The organism is Roseovarius bejariae (assembly GCF_009669325.1).
Taxonomy (GTDB): Bacteria; Pseudomonadota; Alphaproteobacteria; order Rhodobacterales; family Rhodobacteraceae; genus Roseovarius; species Roseovarius bejariae.
The window spans coordinates 1,248,082-1,267,943 of sequence record NZ_SZWE01000001.1; the positions used below are offsets into that span (position 1 = coordinate 1,248,082).

Here is a 19,862-nt window from a genome sequence, read left to right on the forward strand (position 1 = left end):
GTTAGCTGACCACACGAAGACCGGGTCGATCATCGCGTTTCTGCCGCCGCATCGCATCCGCCAAACGCGATGCCACCGACCCGGCGGCACGCTGTACGGCATCATCTGCCAGATGTGCGTAACGTAAGGTGGTCTGCAAATTCCGGTGCCCCATGATTTCTTTAAGCGTGAAGGGATCGATACCGTTCTGCATCGCAACCGATGCATAGGTGTGTCGCAGATCATGCAACCGCACGTCCGGCAACCCGGCGCGGCTTCGGATACGCCGCCAAGGCCGTTCCAAATCTGTAAGGTGTCCGTCTTCGGTCAGCCCTCGGATCACATAAGGGTTTCCATCCCCTCGCGGCAGGTTCATGAGAATTTCGTATGCCTCTCGCGGCAGGGGAATGCGCCTGCGGCCTGTCTTGCTGTCCGGCAGGTCCAAGTGCGTGTAATGCACATAGGTCCATTTCAGGGTGGTGATCTCATTGCGACGGCACCCGGTCAGCATCAAAAGCATGATGGCCGACACGGCAAAGACGGTTTCGCTTCCGTCTTCGAGACAATCATTCAAAACCCGGCCCAAGCGCATTTGTTCATCGTCGCTGAGATAGCGCTTCTTTTCTTCTTCGCGGTTCTTCTTGATCCGGCGCGCGGGGTTGGTGCCTTCGGCGCGCAACCCCCAGTCCTCCGCTGTATTGAACAGCTTAGACAGCAACGACAGAACCCGGTTGGCCTGATAGGGCGCGTCAGCACTCAGTTTCAGGTGCAAGGCCGCTACATCGGCGCGTGTGACGTCTTGGATCAGCATAGGGCCAAGCGCGGGCTTGATGTGCAGCCGGATCAGCATTTCGTAGGAACGATTTGTCGATGGCTTGCAATGGACCGCCGCGTAGTCTTGCAAGAACCGCTCACAGAGCGCCTTAACAGTCGGGGCCCGCCGTCGGTCCTGCCGGGTTGCCGAAGGGTCGTCTCCGCGCAGCACATCGCCCAGAAGGCGCTTTGCTTCGGCGCGGGCCTGATCGGCGGTCAGCACGCCATGCGATCCAATCGTGTAGCGCCGGGTGCGGCGTCCACTGCGGTATTGGACCAGATAGGCCTTCTTACCCGATGGATAGACCCGCACGCCGAACCCGGCCACGTCGCGGTCCCATTCGATGTAGTCTGTGCCCCGCAATTCGAGGGCTTCAACAGAGCGTTTTGTAAGCCGGAACATTTGTGAACATCTCCAAAGTCATGACTGCCTGCCGGAAGCAATACGGAAGCACCGTGCAGCAAAATCTGGAGTCGTTTGTGATAGATGGGCGCAACAAGCGTCAATCTAAATATCTGAAATCAAATGATTTTTCGCAGTGCGGCGAAATTTGGCGCGATACGGCGAAACCGCCTGACCGGGACTTCTAATCAGCAGGTTCGGGGTTCGAGTCCTCGCGGGATCGCCAAAATTTCAAACAGGTGGCTGACGTCTGGGAAAACCTCTGTTCCAACGCTGACCTGCGGCCAAAAAGCAGCTTGCCAATTCACGTTTTCGTGTAGACAACACCGGCCATGTGGTCACGACCGCTCATGATTGCCAGCCTAGACAGGTTTGTGGCCTTCGTCCTGTCCGTGTTGCTCGCGGTGCAGGTTGCGGTGGCGTTTCTGCCTGTTCCCAGCGCCGCGGTCGAGGATGATGGCGGTTTTAGCCTGATCCTGTGTACCGGCGATGGACCGCGCACGATCACTCTGCCCGCTGATAAGGCTGGCAATAGCCCACCTGCGTCCCCTTCCGATCTGAACGGGCATTGCCCGTTGTGCATCCTGTCTGCAGATATTCCCGCATGCGACTTTGATCCAGTCGTTGTGGCGCGCGTTGTCAAACGGCTAAATTACCGTGTTAACGCCACTTCTCAAACCCATGGACGTATCGCCGAGCGGCCCAATGCCATTCGCGCCCCACCTTTTGCCATCTGATTTCCTCTGACAATCGCGCTGACCGGCTTCGAGGGCATGACGCCCCGGGTTCTGGGTACGCGCAGTCTCAATTCCAAATATCAGACGGCAAAAACATGACTCTACAAAAACACGCGTGCCTTGGCACGACTGTCCTGCTGCTTTCCTCGACCTCTAATCTTGCCCTCGCGCAAGACGGTAACACAACCGCAATCGCCCTTGATCCTATTCTCGTTGAAAACGAGGTGATCGCCGATGGCCCCATGTCCACCGCTGTTGAGCCTGCCGACCTTGGCACGGCCCCGGCACAGGATGGCGCCGAAGCCTTGCGTTCGGTTCCCGGCGTGACCTCGGGGCGCATGGGTGGACATGGCCTTGAACTGGTCATTCGCGGTCAGCAGCAGAACCAGCTGAACGTGATCGACGCGGGCTCTTTCACCTATGGCGCCTGCCCCAACCGCATGGACCCGCCGACCGCCATGGCCTCGTTCAATCGCGCCGACCGGATCATCGTTGAAAAGGGATATGCCAGCGTGACACACGGGCCCGGTGGCTCGGGCGGCACTGTGATCCTTGAACGCGATGCGCCGACTCTCGATCCTGAATCGCCCTTCTCCGGGGAGTTCAGCACCGGACTGTCCAGCAACGGTGGCAATCTTGATCTGGGCGGTCGCTTTACCGTCGACCTCGGGCGCGGGTTCTACATGCAGGCCGCCGGGGAATTGAAATCGGCGGACAATTACAAGGACGGCTCGGGTCAGACCGTGCGCAGTTCCTTTGACCAGAAAAGCGCCGGGGTGACCCTTGGCTATGTGGGGCAAGGCGTGGACCTCGCCTTTGATGCCGAATACGACGTGGCCGAGGATTTGCTCTATCCCGGCGCGGGGATGGATAGCCCCTTTGACGAAACCATCACCTATCGTTTGCGGGGTGGCGTTGATGTTGACGCCGGTGCACTGACCCGGATCGAGGGCACGCTTTATCACACCGCTGTCGATCACGTGATGGATAACTACTCACTGCGGCCCCTGCCTCCAGGGATAACGCCAATGCGCACTCCCTCCACCTCGGACACCCTGGGTGGCAAGCTGGAAGCGCATCTGAGCTTTGGCGCGACCGAGGCGAAACTGGGTTTGGATTATCAGGCCAATACGCGTGATGCGACGGTATTCAGGGGGCCAATACCCAATATCGAGGCCGAAAACCCTGCAAATTCACTGTTTTTCATTTGGCCGGACGTGACGATTGCGCAGACCGGGCTTTATTTCGAAGCCGAAACCGAGATGAGCGAGGCGACGCGCCTGAAATACGGGTTGCGGTACGATTATGTCCGGGCCGATGCCGACAAGGCCGCCGTGACGCCCGCACTCGGGGCTGCGCCGAATACGCTATACAATGCGCAGTACGGCACCAACTTCAATGCCGCGCGGGAAGAGCATAACTTTGGCGGGTTGCTGCGCCTTGAGCATGAGCTGACCACCGATACGCTTCTTTTCGCCGGTCTGTCACGCTCGGTCCGGACAGCGGATGCGACAGAGCGGGCGATTGCGCGCATGGGCTGGGTCGGCAACCCCGACATCGACCCCGAAAAGCACCATCAACTTGACATCGGAATGCAGATGAACCGCGGTGCGTGGTACCTCAATGCCAATGCCTATGTGGACTACGTCGATGACTACATCCTGCGCGATCAATTCACCGTTGCAGGCACAACCACTTATCGCAACGTCAGCGCGCAACTGGCCGGGGTCGAAATCGCCGCCGGATGGGAGCGTGACGGTTGGGAAATCTGGGGTGATGCCACATATACATATGGCGAAAACACCACAGACGACCGGGCCTTGGCACAAATCCCGCCGCTTCAGGGACAGATCTCGATGGCCTATGGGCAAGACCTCTGGCGCGCAGGCGCACGGGTGAACTGGGCCACCGAGCAAGACAGGATCGACCCGTCACGCGACCCCGGCACCACCTCGGGCTTTGCCACGCTGGACCTTTTCGGCAGCTATGAGCTGAGCGAATATGCCACCCTGCGGGCAGGGGTGAACAACGTTACCGATGAAACCTATGCCAACCACCTGAGCCGCACGAACCTGTTCGATCCGGCACTGACACAGGTGAATGAACCGGGGAGGACGATCTATGTCTCGCTTGATGCGCGGTTCTGAGGCGGCTTTGGTCCGTATGATCCGGGTTCTGGCGATGTGTCTTGGCCTGACGGTTCTTCCGCTGGCCGGGGCCATGGCACAGGAGGAGGGCGCAATAGCGCCCTCCGACACCGCACAGGCCGGGTTCGCCGGAGCCGAGACTATCGTGGCCGAAACAGCCCCCGCACCTGTCCCTGCCACGGATGTCTCCCCCCTACAGCGCGGAATGCGTTTCGTGCGCTTGGGTGGTCCGGCGATCTGGGCGATTTCCGCGCTTTCGGTTGCCGCCCTTGCCCTGATCCTTTGGAAGGTCTGGCGGCTGGTCCTGCTGGGCGCCTGGAGCGGCGGGCGCCGTACGCGTGCTGCCGTGGACCTCTGGTGCGACGGGCAGGAGACCCCGGCGATCGCTCTACTTGAGGGACGGGGCAGTTGCCGGGCGCGCCTGATCCGGGCGGCGATGACGGCACGGCAAGACCCGACGCTGGATGACGCCGGGGCAGAGGCCGAGACCGAGCGCATGGCCCGCAACCTTCTGGCGCAGGCCCGTGGCGGGTTGCGCCCCTTGGAACTGATTGCGACGATTGCCCCCCTGCTGGGCCTTCTGGGTACGGTTCTGGGCATGATCGCCGCTTTTCAGGCACTTCAGCAGGCCGGCGCACGGGCCGATCCGGCCACCCTTGCCGGCGGCATCTGGGAGGCGCTTCTGACCACCGCGGCGGGCATGGGCGTAGCAATCCCGGCCTCAATGGCCCTGTCTTGGTTCGAAAGCGTCGTGGACCGCCTGCGCCTTGAAATGGAGGACGCCGCAACGCGAATTTTCCTGCGCCCCGTGGCCAGCCATGACACACCCGCACACCCCCAAGCTGCGGAATGACATGATCAGTTTCGGCACCCCACAACCCCGCAAACGGCCCAGCCTGACCCCGATGATCGACGTGGTGTTTTTGTTGCTGGTGTTCTTCATGCTGGCCTCGCGCTTTGGCGTCGAGGCGCATCTGCCTTTGCAGGTGGCGGGCACAGAGGGTGAGGCCCCCTATTCAGGGCCGCCGCGCCTTGTGGACATCCGGCCCGACACGCTCCACCTCAATGGGCAAGCGGTGGCGCAGGGTGCTTTGGCCGAGACCCTGACCGATTTGATGGACCACCCCGGCGATACCGTCATCTTGCGCGCACGGGACGGGGCCGTGCTGCAACGTGTGGTCGATGTCATGCAAAGCCTGCACGACGCCGGTTTCACCGCCCTTGTTCTGGTGGAGTGACCCATGCGCTTTACCGATCCCCCAAGACGCAAGCCCCCCGAAAGCATCGTGCCGATGATCAACGTGGTGTTCCTGTTGCTGGTCTTTTTCCTGATGACGGCACAGATCGCACCACCCGATCCTTTTGAGGTTTCGCCACCAAGAATGGCACAGGACGGCCCGCCGCCAGAGGGGGAATTCACCCTGCACCTCGGTCCGCAGGGCGAGTTGGCCTACAGCGGCGCAGTACTGGGCCAGAAGGCCGCTCTGGATGCGTTGCTCGCCGCCAAGGCCACGTATTGCGCGAAACAGGGATGTCACGAGGGCGCCACCCCGCCACCGCTTGTCCTGCGCGCTGACGCCTCTGTACCCGCGGCCCGTCTGGCGGCCCTCATGCCCCGGCTTGGCGCACTGGGCTTCACCGAGGTGCAACTGGTAACGGTGACGCGATGAGGCGGGCGCTTGAACTTATCCTGTTTCTGGCCATGGCGGGCGGGCTGCATCTGGCCGGGCTGGCCCAGCTTCCCACCCCCAAGGGCGCGGACTCTGCCGGGCAGGCGGGACAGGCCGTAGCCTCGGTGCAAGCGACCAGTCAAGCGGTCATTGAAATGGTCGAACGGTGGGAGCGCCCCCCCAAGGTCGCGCCACAGATCGACGCCCCCAAGGCGGTGCAGCCGCCCGATGCGCCGATGCAGCTGCCCGAACCCGTGATGTCGGAAACAGTCCGCCGCAGCCCTGCCCCGGGTCTTTCCATACCGCAGACCGATAGCGCGCCTGACGCCCGAGTGGCCAAGGCCCCGCCCCCGCCGCCCAAGCCCGAACCCAAGGTCCAACCAGCCAAGGAACGCCCCACACCTGCGCAGGCCAATCCAAAGCCCAAACCGAAACCGGCCCCCAAGGCTCCGCCACGCAAAGCCGCACAGGCCAGCGGCGCGGGCGGCGGGGCCGATGCCGGGAATGCCAAATCGTCCCGCGCCGCCACGCTCAGCAAGGGTCAAATTCAAAGCCTTGCGGCACAATGGGGCGCGCAAATACGGCGCAAGATCGAACGGCGCAAACGCTATCCTTCCGGGGCGCGCGGGGCCTCGGGGACGGTGACACTGCGTATCGCGGTCAGTCGCGCGGGTGCCCTGCGGGGTGTCTCCATCGCCCGTTCCTCGGGCAACAGCGCCCTGGACAAGGCCGCAATGCGCGCGGTCAGGGCCGCCCGTCGCTTTCCCACAGCCCCCAATGCCCTGACGAAATCGAGCTACAGCTTCACCCTCGCCATGCAGTTCAAACGGTAAGGGCCATCCTTACTCAGGTCCCCGAGATGTTGCGCCGCATCATGCGCTCATACAGTCCCGGCGAGACCCGCATCATTAGCGAGGCCAGCCACGCCACCCGCCCCACCGGGATAAAGTCGCGGCCCTTGTCAACGCCACGCAGGATGATCTTGGCCGCCTGTTCAGGGCTCATGTAGTCAATCCCATCCGTCGCTGCCCCCGGGCGGAGGATGCCATCCTCCCCGCAGTCCGCATTGTCGATATTCGTGGCGACAAAACTGGGCGCCGCGATCAGGCAACGCACCCCGAACGGGGCCTCTTCCCCGCGCAGCGAGGCGAAAAACCCCTGCAACGCATGTTTCGACGCGGCATAGGCCGTACGCCCATAGAGCGGCGCGAACCCCGCGACCGAGGAAATGGCCAGATGCGTGCCACCACTGTCGCGGACCGGCTGCTGGAAGGCCCGTGCCATCTCGATCGCCGCGAAATAGTTGATCTCGAAAACACGCCGATGACTCGCGGCATCGGCCTCTGCGAAGGGGGCGATCTGTGACACGCCCGCGTTATAGATAACCATATCGACCGAGGGGCGCGTGGCGATAATCTGCGCGGCGGCCTTTTCTAAAGCGGCAGTATCGGTCAGATCCACGCAAACCGGCGTGCGGGTCGGTGAAGGCTCCAACCCCGCGACATCAATATCCATCAAGACACAATGCCACCCTACGGCCTCAAGCCGCGCGGCCATCGCCCGGCCCAGCCCACCGTTTCCGCCCGATATGACCGCCGTTTTCATAAGCCCGCCTCGCGCTTCCACCGGTCGAACACCTCGGCCGAGGTCAACTCGGGCGTATAACCGAATTCGCGCTTCAACCGCTCATTGGACAAAACGGGCCGATATTGCAGGAACCGGACCTGCTCTGGCCCATATTGTGTCAGGCCAAGTGGATGCGCCAAGGCCAGCGCCCCCTTCAGCACCCAGGCCGGCAGGCGCAGCACCGGCTTGCCAAGGGTCTTGGCGATCTCATCCACCGAAAGCCAGCCATCCCCGGCCACGTTAAAAATTCCCGGTGGTCCATCGGTCGCCGCGCGTTTTACGATCCGGGCCAGATCATGGGTCCAGATGAAGACGAAAGGGCTGTCGCTGTTTCGGATGGCCAATAACCGCTTGCGATGGAACAGCGCCGTGATCTGGTTGTCGGTTCCCGCCCCCAGCACCGTACCGGCACGCAGGACCACCTGTTCGAGATGCGGAAAACCCTGCCGCGCCGCGGCCAGCATGTCTTCGACCTGCCTCTTGTGATCGGCATAGGCAAATTCGGCATTGCCCCGGCACGGGGCCTCCTCGGTCAAGGGGACCGGGGTATCGGGATGATAACCATAGGCGGCACCGGAACTGGTGACGACCAAGCGCCTGACCCCATGCGCCACACAAGCATCCAGCACCTTGCGCGTCCCAATCACATCCACTTCATAGGCCTGCTCTCGGCTCATGCCCGGCGGTGGCGTGACGATGGATGCAAGATGCACGACCACGTCGGGGCGTTCCTCGCCGATGACATCCTCGGGGTCATCGCCCGTTACATCCATACGCCGGAACCTTACATTCTCCGGCAGGTCTCCACGGGCAAGATCCGTCGTGATAACATCCTCGCGCGGCAAAGCCTCGGCCAAGGCCCGCCCGACCATGCCCGCGCCACCAGTGATCAGGATACGGGTCATTGCGCGGCCTCCGTCCGGGACATGATAGCGGCAAGGAACAGCCCGGAAATCGCGTGCCATATCCCCCAGAACGCGGCCACCACTGCCATACCGCCAAGTCCCCCGAAAAAGCCGAAGATCAGAACCAGACCAAGACCTGAATTCTGAATGCCGGTTTCGATCGTCACCGCCCGCCGGTCGAATGGCGACAGCTGCGCAAGGCTGGCCAGGGCGTACCCCCCGCCGAAGCCAAGCGCATTATGGACGATCACAAGCCCGGCAATACCCCCCGCAAAAGCAAGGAACAGGTCCCAGTTGGCGGCAAGAGCCAGAACGACGAAGCCCACGAAGATCGCCATCGACAGCCATTGCAGCGGCGCGCGCAAGCGAGCCGTCAGGCTTGGGCGCGTGGTGTTCAGCGTCACCCCCAAGACCAAGGGAAGAACCAACATGAACCCAACCGTGATCGCGATGCTGACCGGGTCTATCGCCGTGGCGCGCAGTATCGCGGCAGAAGGCTCATAAAGGCTTCCCCACAGGGCGATGTTTGCCGGGGTCAGCATGATGGCCCCGATGGTGGCGAACCCCGTCATCGACACCGAAAGCGCCGCATTGCCCCCCGCCCGGTGGGTGATGAAATTCGAAATGTTCCCCCCGGGACAGGCCGCCACAAGGATCAGCCCAAGCGCGACCGAGGCCTGCGGTCGGGTCACCATCACCAACAGGTAGGTCAGCACGGGCAACAACAGAAACTGCGACAGCAACCCGATCACCAAGGGCTTGGGCGCCTTCACCAGAACCCTGAAATCACTTGGCTTGAGATCGATGGCGATGGAAAACATCACCACCGCAAGGATCGCGTTGAGCAGCATCAACGATCCGGCAGAAAATTGGACAACCGCGTCGTCGATCATGGCTGGCCCCCGGCCAGTTTGCCGATCCACTGTGTCACCGCTTTACGATAGGTGGCCTTGTCCACGTAATAGGCCATGCGCGGCAGCTTGATGTAATTCATGCCGCCGGTCGCGCGCTCGAACCCTTGTGCCTTGGTTTTTTGCAAGGCGCGTGCTTCACCCGTGTCGTCCCGCAGCCCCTTGATATAGCGCACCACCATTTCGGCCTGTTCATGACGCCCCTGCCAACCAAGGCCAGAGGCCTCGACCATGCCCAGTACGAAAACATCGTCACGCTCGGGATGCATGCAATTGAGGTAGAGATGCGGCGCGTCGCCCTGCCAGTTGAGAAGCGTATCGTCAATGAAGGGATAGTCGAGCTTGTAGCCCGTCGCGGCAAGGATCATGTCGTACTCCGCACGGCTTCCATCCTTGAAATGCACGGTCTTGCCGTCGAACCGCTCGATATCGGGGCGAACGGTCAAATCCCCATGCCCCGCGTGGTACAGCACCAGCGAATTCACCACCGGATGACTTTCGTACAACTTGTAGTCCGGCTTGGGAAAACCATACTTCTGCGGATTGCCGACAAACCATTTCAGGATCATGCCATCGACCACCCGCTTGATCGCCATCGGCAATTTGATCGCCCCGCCCATCGTGTCGGCCGGTTTGCCAAAGACGTATTTCGGCACGAAGTAATACCCGCGCCGCATCGACAGGTCACACGAAACCCCGTGATGGATCGCATCCACGGCAATGTCACAGCCGGAGTTGCCCGCACCGATCACCAGAACACGCTTGCCGTCGAACTGGCTGGCATAACGGTACTGCGACGAATGGATCAACTCGCCACTGAAATGGCCCTTGAACTCGGGCATGTTGGGCGTGCTCAGCGTCCCGTTCGCGATCAGCACACCGGAAAACTCTTCGGTATGTTCGCCCTCGCCATCGCGCCACGTCACGCGCCAGCCTTCGCCCGGCCCGCCCAGCGGCTCGCATGACAGCACCTCCGCTCCAAACCGGAAGTGCCGGGCCAGATCAAAGTGTTCGGCGAACTCTTCGAAATACCGCTTCATTTCCCGATGCGACGGATATTCCGCAACCTCCTCGCACATCGGGAAATCGGTGAACTCGGTCATCGTTTTGGACGAAATCAGATGCGCGGTCTCGTACATGGTTGATCGTGGACCATCGATATCCCACAACCCACCGACCCCGGCGTTCAACTCGAACCCCTGAAACTCGATCTCCTGCTCGACCAAAAGCTTGGCCGTCGCCAAGCCCATCGGCCCCGCCCCGATCAGGGCGAGCCGTTCGCGCGCGTTATCCATCCTGTCCTCCCTTGTTCATTATTAGATTGAACAAATGTTCAAAATAAGACAAGATGAAAATATGACGGCCACACAACTGACTGAATCCAAACGAAAAAGGGCGCCCTCGAAACGCGCGCTTGCCACGAAAACCCGGGTACTGGATGCCGCGGAAAAGGTCTTCGCCGCCCGTGGATTCGATGGCGCAACGATCCGCGATATCGCCACCGAAGCGGGCGAACCCATCGGCACCATCCACCACCACGGCGGAGGCAAGGAGGCCCTGTTTCACCAAATCATCGCACGCCGCGCCGAAGCCCTGTCACAGGCCCGGCTGACCGCACTGTCCCAGATCCGCGCCCGGGGTGACCTGACGCTGGACACCGTGTTGTCGGCCTTCATCCGCCCGTTTTTCGACCTCACCCACGACGACCCCCGCTGGCGCCACTACGCCCGCCTTGTGGCCTTTGTTTCCGTCGATGACCGCTGGCAGGATATCTCGGCGCAGTTCTTCGATCCAACCGCAGCGGTTTTCATGGAAGAACTTCTTGCGCTTGTCCCCCACGCGTCCCGCCCGCAACTTGCCGAAGGCTTCGTCTTTTCTGTCTCGGCCATGCTGGCCCTGCTGACCTCCCAAGACCGTATTGGCACCCTGAGTGGCGGCCAATCCGAACAAGATGCCCAAATTGATCATCTCGTGCGATTTTGCGCTGCGGGAATTGCCGCGTAACACTCCCGGCCTGACGCTCAGAGGTTCGCGAAAACAAGCACCCAAATGGAAAGTATGCAGGCCGTGATCAGGGCATAGCTTCCGTTCCACTTCAGGCCGACGTGACTGGCGCTGACCTTGCCGAATGATCCGATGAACAAGGTGGTCGCCGTGAAAGGCGAGGTTACCCCGCTCAGCGCCCAACCCGCCGTGATGGCCACGACAACCGCCGTCGGTTCAACGCCAAGGCTTTCGGCGGAGGGCACAAGCGGCGCGATCAGCGTCACCACCAAGATCGGGTTCATCCCGATCTGCCCGGCCAATGGGATGATCCAGACCAGCGCCACCAGCACCACAGGCGTCGGCACAAGCGACAAATCCACCCCGAGGCCCAGAAGCAGTGGCAAAAGCAGCGGGGCGCCAACGGTCCCGATATACCCCGCCATCATCAACAACAAGATTTCCCCACGAAACCCCGGTAACTCGACAAAGGCATAGTCCCCGACCCGGCGCCAAAATCCCGGGTCATCCGTGGCACCCCATGCCTGCATAACGGTCCAGATCACCGCGATCACCGGCACGATCAACAGGACAAGCCCGACCGTTCGAACGTCCGTCATGAAATGCAGAATGACGAGGCTGCTGACAAGAATCGCCAGCAAAGCGACCAACGGCAACATCAGCGTCCAAGTCCCCTCGGGCGGCACCGGTGCGGGCCTCGCCCGCGACAATCGCGGTTTGAAAATACTGTCCAACGCCCAGCCGGTCCCGGCCATCAAAACAGAGGTCACGACCCCCGGAATGACCACATCCACCCATTGCGCCCCGGGGATGAGCGCAAGAGAAATGGCAACCGCAAAGGACAACGGGGACCACGGCAAGGTCGAGGTAAACGCCCTTTGGATCGCCAACAACATGCGCCGTGTGCGGTGCCGCCGAATTTCGGCATCCGGTTCCTCGTTGGCGCTGGCCGTCGCGAGACTGCCCAACAGGGCGATTGCACCGTAGTTCAACAAAAGCGCGAACATCTGGCCCCCGACGGTCAACGCGATATAGCGCATGCCCGGGGGCTGCTGCGCAAGGAAACGACCGCTGCGACTGATCGAAGGGGAGCTCGCCGCGGCGCTTCTCAATGTTGCCAGGGCCGAGAAAAACGCCGCGATGAATGCCGCCGTTTGCAAGCCCTTGTTCGTGATTGAAATCCAGTCCGGGTTCGTCACGGCAAGCGCCAAGGTCAGACCCACCGCGACGATCACGAAGACATACCGCCCGGGACCGACACGCACCGTCAGCAAAGCAATCAAGGGGATAATCAACCACGGCAAGGCCATATCAGGCCATGCGCCGCTCCCCCATTCGGTCACCACAACCAAGGCCGCCAGAACAACCAGCAACCCGCCTGTCATCTTGTCGAGGAAATTTGAAACCTGCATCGCACCGGCACGATACGCTCCTATCCACGGGAATTGAATAGCCTCTCAAATCAACATCAATTTAAAGCCAAATTTTGAACACATCCTCATGCTTTGATCTGATAAACAAACATGAAATTTCTCATTTCGGGGACGAGCACGATGAATTGCTTTTCGGGCGCACTGTCAGATCCTGTTTTCTTGGTGACGGCTAGCATCACGGCCTTGGCAATCTTCACAATGACCTGGACGTTGCGCAACCAAACATTCAACGGCAAACTTTTTTATGCCCTCACGCTGATTGGCGTAAGCTGGGTCCTTTTGACCGTCGGACTTGAGGCCGCATCGAACGATTACTCCTGTCAATTGCAATGGGCGACCGCGGCGTGGCTGGGCAACGCATTGATCCCGGTGGCCTGGTGTTATTTCGTTTTTTCCTACGTGGATAACGCGCCATGGGTTCACAAACCTGCGGCGCGGGCTGTCATGGTCATTGTACCGATCGCCGCCGTGGCATTCGCCGCAACAAATCCATGGCATCATCTCGTCTATGCCGAAGGCACCGTCATTCCTGATGGCGGCGGCCAGATAAACTATGTCCACGGTCCCGGGTTCTACCTGATCATCGCGGTCCTATACAGTTTCGTGGCCGCCACTCTTGTTTGCCTTGCACGGGCTTTCACCCGGGCAAAGCGGGATGCATGGCTGATGCTGACCATGCTGACCAAGATCACCATTACACCGCTGGTCATGAATGCCGCCTACGTTGGATTGGGCTTCACCATCTTCGGGCTGGATCCTACGTCCTTTATGTTTACACTCGGCGTGCTCGTGTTTTCCTGGCTTCTTGTGATCAACAAGACGATGGACATGGCGACCGTCGGCCAATCGGTTTTGTTCGACACGATGAGTGAACCGGTTGTTCTGATCGACAGACAGAAAAATGTCGTACTCGCGAACACCGCGGCAAAGTCCAGGGGACTTCAAAATGACACCTGCCCTGTACTCAAAGATCTTCGCACGACTATCGAATACTTCCACACATCCGATGAGGCCACTCACCTACGCATCGGGCAACGTGACTATGAACCGCGCATCCAGAAGGTTGAAAACCCCATAAATCCGTCTGGCGAGGGTCTTGGCTGGAGTGTCACCTTGGTGGATATCACGGATCGGATTGCCATAAACGCATCCTTGCAGGACGCACTCCAACAAGCCGACGAAGCCAACCGGGCAAAGGACGAATTCGTCTCGGTCATCAGCCACGAAATGCGTACGCCTCTGACCTCGCTGAAAGGCGGCCTCGCACTCGCCCTCAGTGGCCACCTCGGGGAATTGACCGATCACCTCAAGTCATCCCTCGAAATTGCGCATCGAAACGGGGCACGCCTGTCCCGGTTGATCGATCACATCCTGTTATCTCAAAAGATGGACATTGGCGCACTGTCGCTGGAACATGAACCTATCGTTCTTGGTCGCCTTCTCGAAGAAAGCCTCGAAGAAAACAGAAGCTTCGCCGCCGAACGTGGCGTGCAGCTCATTCAGTCAACGATTGATCATTCCGCAGTCGTCAACGGGGATGCCTTCGCAATTCGCCAGATTGTCGACAACCTCATGTCCAATGCCATCAAGTTTTCCAATGATGACGGCGTCGTCGAGGGTGCATTGCAGATCACGGGCGGCAAGGTAAGACTGTCGATCAAGGACTCGGGCCACGGCATTCCCGAGGGCATGGAAGATCATGTTTTCGGCCGTTTTGAACAGGTCGCGAATAGCGGCCAAGGCTCCACCCAAGGGTCGGGGCTGGGCCTGCACATCTCGAAACAACTGGCCAGGCAGATGTCCGGTGACATTACATATGAAAGTCAGGTCGGCGCAGGGACGACATTCCATGTCGAGTTCGACCTTGCCATGCAACTCGCTGAAGAAGAAACAAGAATTGCAGGATAAGCGAGCGGGACAAAACCTGCGCCCTTCCCGCAAGACACTCAGTTCAGATCCAAACCACTTCGCAAAAAGTTAGCCCCCAAAGCCATCAGGCGGCTCTGGTTTCCTGTTGCTTATGAATTTTGTTCGGCAAGGATGTGGTCGGACAGCGCGATCACGTTTTCCAATCGGCGGACAATCTCAATACTGAGCATGTCACCATCTGTCATTTCCCGGGTTGTCAGGTCATCCAGTTCCGCCGCGATCGCGCCAAGCTTTTCGAACCCGACCGTCGCGGCTGTCCCTGCGATTTTATGCGCGATGCGGCCAATCGACGTGACTTGCTCTTGTGCCCACTTCGTCTGTTCGCCCTCTTCGCGCAGCATTACCAACCTATCGCGCCGCGGCCCAAGTTCCTCGACAAAACGCCTGCGCACTCGGGCAAGCCCCTCGCTCAATATTGCATCCATCATGATCCTAGCATCGCTGGATTGTGTGCTTTTTTACAACCCGAAAAGGGTTCTTTTCGTCCACTTTTCGTCATTTTGAACGCGCCCTGAGAGTGCGACACTCTCCGCATTCGATGCCGCCTGCACCAAGGCATTCGGAAGGCTTTTCGCCGACTTCACCTTAAGCGAAACAGGGTCACCAACAGTCGCCTGAATGGACATGGGGCGCCCATCGCAAAAGTGCAGGTCCATCTCGTGGAGCGTTTCATTCAATGCTTTCTGGAACTCTTCGGCGTCAAAATTGCGCCCATCGGCCAGAACACAAACAAATTCTCCCTCGCCGGCATGGGCCGCGAAAAAGCTTTGCGGTTTCAACGTGTCGGACAGGGCTTCTGCAACATCCGCAACCGCGGATTCGTATTCATATACGGTACTCGCGGCAAAGAGGCGCTTGAAATCCCGAACGGCAACACCGACCGCATACATCCCCAAAAGTGAAACGCGGGACACCTGGAGCAAGTAGTTCTCCAATGCGAGGTAATCGATGAAACCATCGATCTCCTGTAGTTGCAGACGTTTCTGGAAAAGCTCATCGGACACCAGCGCAAGCGGCTCTTGCGGGGCGGTCACGGGGTTGCGGTCTTCTTTCCATTTGCGCTCGGTGACAAGGCTTTCGATCACGCGCAAGCGGGCATGCACCTCACCGATTTCAAATGGTTTGGTGATGTAGTCACTGGCCCCCGCCGCAAACGCATTATCGATATACGTACGGTCGGACATGGCCGTGATCATCAGGATCGGCGTTTCGGCATAGCCCGGCGTCCGCCGAACGGCCGCCGTAAGCTCGATACCGTCAACCTCCGGCATCTGGATGTCGAACAAGAAGCAGTCGAACGGAACGACAGCCTGTTCAATTTCATTGAGAGCATCACGCGCAGAACTACAAACGGTCAAATTGGTGAATCCGGCAGCGCGCAAAACCTCGGTGAGCAGGTCCAGGATGATTGGATCATCATCGACAGCCAAAATCTTCATTTCACGTTCCTTTTGTCAGGCCAAGCCTGCCGCCTACCGGCAGAACTGGCTCATGATGGTCTTATATTGGACCCAAAAGGCGGCGATATTTTGGCAACCCCAGAAAAAGCACGAGAAACCGGACGTCTAAAATTCACATGTAAATCAGTGTCTTACAATTCGATTGACCGTATGGATTTCAAGATTGGCCATCCGGCCCGCGAAACGTGTTAAAGTTATGACAGTGTCGCAGACTTGCTCACGCAGACTGGCGCATCCAGTGAACATTCGGTTCCGGAGTTGACGTCACAGGAACCTCAACACGCCTCAACTCGACAAAAAACGTCGTGCCCGGCCCGTCGTTTTTCGAATAGTCCAAAATACCTTCGTGCGCATCCATGATGCGCTTTGAAATGTTCATGCCCAATCCGGTTCCGCCCACCTTGCGGCGGTCCGATGAATCCAGCTGGCGAAACTCTTCGAACACGGCTTGCCGGGAGTCCTCGGAAAGGCCACAGCCACGATCGACAACGGAAATCCGAACATCATCATCCACCGCTTCGGCCGATATGGAAACTGTCTCCCCTGGGCTTGAAAACTTGGCCGCATTGGACAGGATATTCGAAAGAACTTGCTCCAGACGGTCTTCATCGGCGTGAACGAAAAGCGCGGGATCCACCGCCTTCAGGTCAAGCTTGATATCAAAGTTATTTGCATAAGGTTGATTGGCGGCGACGGCTTACGACAGGAATGTTCCGACATTGACGGTGTCAAAATGAAATTCCATGCGCCCTGCATCCATCTTTTGCAGGTCCAGCAAATCGTTCACCAGATCACTTAGCCGATCAGCATTTCGTTGCGCCATGGTGACCCCCTTCTCCATCGCCTCGGGCACCTCCCCCATGGCGCCATGACCGATAAGGTCAAGCGATCCCTTGATGCACGTAAGCGGTGTTCGCAACTCGTGGCTGACTGTCGATAGAAACTCGGACTTGGCGACGTAGGCCGCCTTGGTTTTCTCATGTTCGGCACGCAGCTCTTTCATCTGCTGAAGGGTCTTCATGTAAAGCCCGCGGGACACGCGCGAACTGTCCGCAATAAAGAACATGACAAAAAGGCTCGTGAAGAATTGAACCCAGAGCTCCGACAGGATTGGCGCGCCGGTGACGACAATGTCGTAAAGGGGAATGAACAGGAAGGCGGCAAAATAAATGCTCAGCCTCATCACAAGAATGGATTGTATCTGGTGATTGTTCATGGCCGCGAAGACGGCCGCCGCGAACAGTAGGAACATTGGCATGAAATGCGTCGTATGGCCCTGGAGCAGGGCAATCGTGATCGCAAATGCCGCGATATTGAGGGAACTCAGTATCGTGCCCGCATAAAGCAGTCGAAGGCAGAAAACGGCCTCAGCCCGATTGCGTTTTCTCATCCTAAGGACACGCCTGAAAACATAGGCGTCAAAGACTTCGGTTAACGCCACAATAGCAAACGCGACCAATGCCGCGATCCAACTGTAATAGACCGCTTCGAGGATCAGCGCCGCCGCATAAAGCCCTTGCCGCTGCCAGAAAAGGTTCTGGCCCACCCGCGCATAATCGGTCATCTGCGCGGTAAGCAGAAAAAGGTTGCGCGGTGTTTGCAATTCTATGTTGTAGAACGATGCTAGGCCCATGTTTCACCAATCGCGTTTTGCTCAGGTTGCTTCTGCAATAACAGCCACAACACTTACTGTATTGGCAGGCGATACAGGTCAACCAAGCCTACTATCCTCCTATTAAATAGAAGGAATTATTAATTTTCCACCATAAAAAGGTGGCAAAACTATGGCTAAAAAATACAACCTCTGGTAAGCATGTGAAAAAGACCACGAATTGAGGTAAATCGAGGACATCCCATGGGGTTAGAGGAAAGACACTCGTACCGGGCAGCGGAGATATTCCCCGAGCTTGTGGCCCAGCCCAAGATCATGCCATCATCGGGCCGCAAACTCAAACTTGCGGAAAATCAGTTTCAACAAAAACTCCCGGAACTGACTGGTGAGGTGCAGGCAACGACCCTCTCGTTCGAGAACATGCATGCCTATGGGCAACTTTTCCCCAACTACCTTCGGGCGCGACGCGAGGTGTTCATCGACCACAAAGGCTGGGACCTTCCACAGACCGAAGGGATGGAGTTCGACCAGTACGACACCCCGCAAAGCAAATGGGTGATCGTTCACGAATATGGCCGCGTCATCGCGGGGATGCGCCTCACGCCGACAATCGCCAGATGTGGCCACTATTCCTACATGCTGCGCGATGCCCAGCTCGGGCTGTTGGAGAACATTCCCCAAGACATCCTGTTCTTCGAAGCCCCGGTACGCCCCGAGATCTGGGAGGCCACGCGCCTGTTTGTGGCAAACTCCGTTTCCTCCAAGCGCCGCCTTGCCATACAAACCATTCTTCTAGAACACATGGCAGCATCCGCGCGCGAAATGGGCGTCAGCGGGATCATCGGCATTGTACCGGCCGTGTTCAGCCGATGGATGAAGCGGATCGGCATGAACGCAACCCCTGTCGGCCCCGCAATGGAGATCGACGGCGACCGCACACAGGCCGCCCTCATGAATGTCATCGATCCACGTTCCGTACGAAACTGAAGCGTTTCGCCTTTTGCTGATGTCTCAGGTTAAAGGCGAAACACTTTAGCGACTGCGAGACTGCTTGACCTCTTCTTTCTCGACCTGCGAAAAGATCTCCTTTTCGATCACGTCGATTTCGGGCAGGGCCTTTCTCTTTGGCGTCTGGGCCGAAGCCAGTTCTTTTGACAGCAACTTCAACGCGGCTTGCGGCGACTGAATTCTATGTGCTGTCAAGGCCGTGACATCCAAGAAGGTCTCGTCCGGTTTTCCCCCGGGCAATTCCTTCAAGGTCTGGCGGATATTTTCGCACAGCCGCGTCTGCAACAGTTGCGGGACAATATCCGTGTGCTCGATCACGCACAGGATGAACTTTCCATGTCCGATATAGGACATCTGAAACCGCCGCGCATTGACCGTCTGGGAAAGGATATGGCTGATCGCATGCAAGTGTTGAAAAACATTGCTGCGTTCCAAACTTGAGAAAAGTGCGGAAAAATTGCGAATCTCCACCCGGAACAGGCTGATCGGGTAAAATCCTTTCTGCATTCTCAGGAATTTGTTCTCGATTTGATAGTAATCGACCATGCCATCCACATCTGGAAAGCTCACCCGCTCACCAAGATCAATCAAATCGAAATCGGACGCGAATGAAAGCAGGGCCCGCAATGCCGAGCGGCTCTGCTGTTCCACGCGGGTCGTCTGAACCAGCAGCATTGCCGTGTTGATCCGGCCTGCCATTTCCACAGGATCAAGCGGTTTACGCATGAAATCCGTTGCTCCGGCTTCAAAGGCCCGGTCCATGTATTTTTCGGCTTCACCCGCTGTAATCATGATCATCGGAGCAGACCGGCAGTCTGCACGTTGACGCAAATGGGCGCAAAGCTCGATCCCGTCCATTTTTTCCATCATGATATCGATCAGGAAACAGTCGAACGCGATCCGCTGGCTCTCGACCATATCGATCGCCGCATAGGCGGAGTCGGCCACGGATATATCGTCGAACCCCCGCTCTTTCAGGTTCTCACAAAGAAGGTCGGTGAAAACCGGGTCGTCATCAACAAGAAGAATGCGCACGTGACTATACCCCCATATAGCTCGAAGTCAGTTTCGCCTACTGATTGAATATTTTCCAATACTGGCGATTTTGAGGCGTGCACCACAAGAATTCGCACCTAAATGTGAAACTCTAACACATTGATTTTATTTTATTATTTATCAAATCTGAACGCTTACTGACGTAAATGCGCCCAAAATTTGAATCACC

At 58.5% G+C, this 19,862-nt stretch carries 20 protein-coding genes; 9 read left to right on the forward strand and 11 right to left on the reverse strand.

Annotated features, from left to right (window positions below):
• Nucleotide 1: 1 nt before the first annotated feature.
• Nucleotides 2-1,195 (reverse strand): site-specific integrase, encoded by a 1,194-nt coding sequence (locus FDP25_RS05930; protein WP_154149846.1) that lies wholly within the window; start codon nt 1,193-1,195, stop codon nt 2-4.
• 350 nt (nt 1,196-1,545) lie between these two features.
• On the opposite strand from FDP25_RS05930, the gene FDP25_RS05935 reads away from it, so the two are divergent.
• From FDP25_RS05935 to FDP25_RS05960, 6 genes are all read left to right on the forward strand, one after another.
• Nucleotides 1,546-1,932 carry a DUF2946 family protein gene (locus FDP25_RS05935; protein ID WP_172982758.1) on the forward strand — a complete coding sequence of 129 codons (387 nt, stop codon included), beginning with the start codon at nt 1,546-1,548 and terminating at the stop codon, nt 1,930-1,932.
• 95 nt (nt 1,933-2,027) lie between these two features.
• The gene (locus FDP25_RS05940) at nt 2,028-4,079 is read left to right on the forward strand and encodes a TonB-dependent receptor domain-containing protein (RefSeq protein WP_154149850.1); all 2,052 of its coding nucleotides are present in this window, start codon (nt 2,028-2,030) and stop codon (nt 4,077-4,079) included.
• Nucleotides 4,054-4,932: a MotA/TolQ/ExbB proton channel family protein gene (locus FDP25_RS05945; protein WP_246175777.1), complete on the forward strand. Its 879-nt coding sequence runs from the start codon at nt 4,054-4,056 to the stop codon at nt 4,930-4,932. Before FDP25_RS05940 ends, FDP25_RS05945 begins: the two co-directional genes overlap by 26 nt.
• Nucleotides 4,898-5,317 (forward strand): ExbD/TolR family protein, encoded by a 420-nt coding sequence (locus FDP25_RS05950; protein WP_246175778.1) that lies wholly within the window; start codon nt 4,898-4,900, stop codon nt 5,315-5,317. Before FDP25_RS05945 ends, FDP25_RS05950 begins: the two co-directional genes overlap by 35 nt.
• Nucleotides 5,318-5,320: 3 nt before the next feature.
• Nucleotides 5,321-5,749, forward strand: a complete 429-nt coding sequence (locus FDP25_RS05955; protein ID WP_154149854.1) for a biopolymer transporter ExbD — start codon at nt 5,321-5,323, stop codon at nt 5,747-5,749.
• On the forward strand, nt 5,746-6,582 hold the full coding sequence (locus tag FDP25_RS05960) for an energy transducer TonB family protein (RefSeq protein WP_154149856.1): 837 nt from the start codon (nt 5,746-5,748) through the stop codon (nt 6,580-6,582). Before FDP25_RS05955 ends, FDP25_RS05960 begins: the two co-directional genes overlap by 4 nt.
• 13 nt (nt 6,583-6,595) lie before the next feature.
• Here FDP25_RS05960 and FDP25_RS05965 read toward each other — a convergent pair whose 3' ends face one another.
• Genes FDP25_RS05965 through FDP25_RS05980 form a run of 4 tightly spaced genes read right to left on the reverse strand, consistent with a single transcriptional unit; the run spans nt 6,596 to nt 10,486 of the window.
• The gene (locus FDP25_RS05965) at nt 6,596-7,354 is read right to left on the reverse strand and encodes an SDR family NAD(P)-dependent oxidoreductase (protein WP_154149858.1); all 759 of its coding nucleotides are present in this window, start codon (nt 7,352-7,354) and stop codon (nt 6,596-6,598) included.
• Nucleotides 7,351-8,280 carry an SDR family oxidoreductase gene (locus FDP25_RS05970; RefSeq protein ID WP_154149860.1) on the reverse strand — a complete coding sequence of 310 codons (930 nt, stop codon included), beginning with the start codon at nt 8,278-8,280 and terminating at the stop codon, nt 7,351-7,353. Before FDP25_RS05970 ends, FDP25_RS05965 begins: the two co-directional genes overlap by 4 nt.
• Nucleotides 8,277-9,173, reverse strand: coding sequence for a bile acid:sodium symporter family protein (locus FDP25_RS05975; RefSeq protein WP_154149862.1), 897 nt, complete (start codon nt 9,171-9,173; stop codon nt 8,277-8,279). The genes FDP25_RS05970 and FDP25_RS05975 overlap by 4 nt, the downstream gene beginning before the upstream one ends.
• The gene (locus FDP25_RS05980; RefSeq protein WP_154149864.1) at nt 9,170-10,486 is read right to left on the reverse strand and encodes a flavin-containing monooxygenase; all 1,317 of its coding nucleotides are present in this window, start codon (nt 10,484-10,486) and stop codon (nt 9,170-9,172) included. Before FDP25_RS05980 ends, FDP25_RS05975 begins: the two co-directional genes overlap by 4 nt.
• Nucleotides 10,487-10,547: 61 nt before the next feature.
• Here FDP25_RS05980 and FDP25_RS05985 point away from each other — a divergent pair, with 61 nt between their 5' ends.
• Nucleotides 10,548-11,195 carry a TetR/AcrR family transcriptional regulator gene (locus tag FDP25_RS05985; RefSeq protein WP_154149866.1) on the forward strand — a complete coding sequence of 216 codons (648 nt, stop codon included), beginning with the start codon at nt 10,548-10,550 and terminating at the stop codon, nt 11,193-11,195.
• Between the two features lie 17 nt (nt 11,196-11,212).
• Here FDP25_RS05985 and FDP25_RS05990 read toward each other — a convergent pair whose 3' ends face one another.
• A complete protein-coding gene (locus FDP25_RS05990; protein WP_154149868.1) occupies nt 11,213-12,607 on the reverse strand; it encodes a hypothetical protein in 1,395 nt (464 codons plus the stop codon).
• Nucleotides 12,608-12,718: 111 nt separating this feature from the next.
• Between FDP25_RS05990 and FDP25_RS05995 the strand changes: the two genes are divergently transcribed.
• The gene (locus FDP25_RS05995; protein ID WP_246175779.1) at nt 12,719-14,536 is read left to right on the forward strand and encodes a sensor histidine kinase; all 1,818 of its coding nucleotides are present in this window, start codon (nt 12,719-12,721) and stop codon (nt 14,534-14,536) included.
• Between the two features lie 110 nt (nt 14,537-14,646).
• On the opposite strand, the gene FDP25_RS06000 is transcribed toward FDP25_RS05995, so the two are convergent.
• The 4 genes from FDP25_RS06000 to FDP25_RS06015 all read right to left on the reverse strand — a co-directional run bounded on the left by FDP25_RS06000 (nt 14,647) and on the right by FDP25_RS06015 (nt 17,650).
• The gene (locus FDP25_RS06000) at nt 14,647-14,985 is read right to left on the reverse strand and encodes an Hpt domain-containing protein (protein ID WP_154149870.1); all 339 of its coding nucleotides are present in this window, start codon (nt 14,983-14,985) and stop codon (nt 14,647-14,649) included.
• Nucleotides 14,986-15,015: 30 nt separating this feature from the next.
• Nucleotides 15,016-15,996: a response regulator gene (locus FDP25_RS06005; protein ID WP_154149872.1), complete on the reverse strand. Its 981-nt coding sequence runs from the start codon at nt 15,994-15,996 to the stop codon at nt 15,016-15,018.
• 238 nt (nt 15,997-16,234) lie between these two features.
• Complete coding sequence (locus FDP25_RS06010) at nt 16,235-16,654, reverse strand: ATP-binding protein (RefSeq protein ID WP_172982759.1); 420 nt, start codon at nt 16,652-16,654, stop codon at nt 16,235-16,237.
• 60 nt (nt 16,655-16,714) lie between these two features.
• On the reverse strand, nt 16,715-17,650 hold the full coding sequence (locus FDP25_RS06015) for a histidine kinase dimerization/phospho-acceptor domain-containing protein (protein WP_154149877.1): 936 nt from the start codon (nt 17,648-17,650) through the stop codon (nt 16,715-16,717).
• Between the two features lie 222 nt (nt 17,651-17,872).
• Here FDP25_RS06015 and FDP25_RS06020 point away from each other — a divergent pair, with 222 nt between their 5' ends.
• Nucleotides 17,873-18,616, forward strand: coding sequence for an acyl-homoserine-lactone synthase (locus tag FDP25_RS06020; protein WP_154149879.1), 744 nt, complete (start codon nt 17,873-17,875; stop codon nt 18,614-18,616).
• Nucleotides 18,617-18,661: 45 nt separating this feature from the next.
• Here the strand turns inward: FDP25_RS06020 and FDP25_RS06025 are convergent, their stop codons facing one another.
• Nucleotides 18,662-19,672 carry a response regulator gene (locus tag FDP25_RS06025; protein ID WP_154149881.1) on the reverse strand — a complete coding sequence of 337 codons (1,011 nt, stop codon included), beginning with the start codon at nt 19,670-19,672 and terminating at the stop codon, nt 18,662-18,664.
• Nucleotides 19,673-19,862 lie beyond the last annotated feature (190 nt).